Below are 203 nucleotides of genomic sequence, written 5' to 3'. Positions count from 1 at the left end.
CGTGAGGACTGGTGGACTGCATACAAGTGAGAATGCCGGTATGAGTAACGAAAAGATCAGTGAGAATCTGATCCGCCGTAAGCCTAAGGGTTCCTGAGGAAGGTTCGTCCGCTCAGGGTAAGTCGGGACCTAAGGCGAGGCCGAAAGGCGTAGTCGAAGGACAACAGGTTGAAATTCCTGTACCACCGTGAACCGTTATGAGC

At 52.7% G+C, this 203-nt stretch carries 1 rRNA gene; it reads left to right on the top strand.

Features of this window, described 5'->3' with window-relative positions:
• A 23S ribosomal RNA gene (locus FKP33_RS26875) occupies nucleotides 1-203 on the top strand; the annotation flags it as partial.

Origin of the sequence: Paenibacillus sp. tmac-D7 (assembly GCF_006519665.1) — a bacterium.
Classification (GTDB): Bacteria; Bacillota; Bacilli; order Paenibacillales; family NBRC-103111; genus Paenibacillus_G; species Paenibacillus_G validus.
Note: the sequence above shows the minus strand (reverse complement) of the source record. Positions and strands in the feature narration are given on the sequence as shown.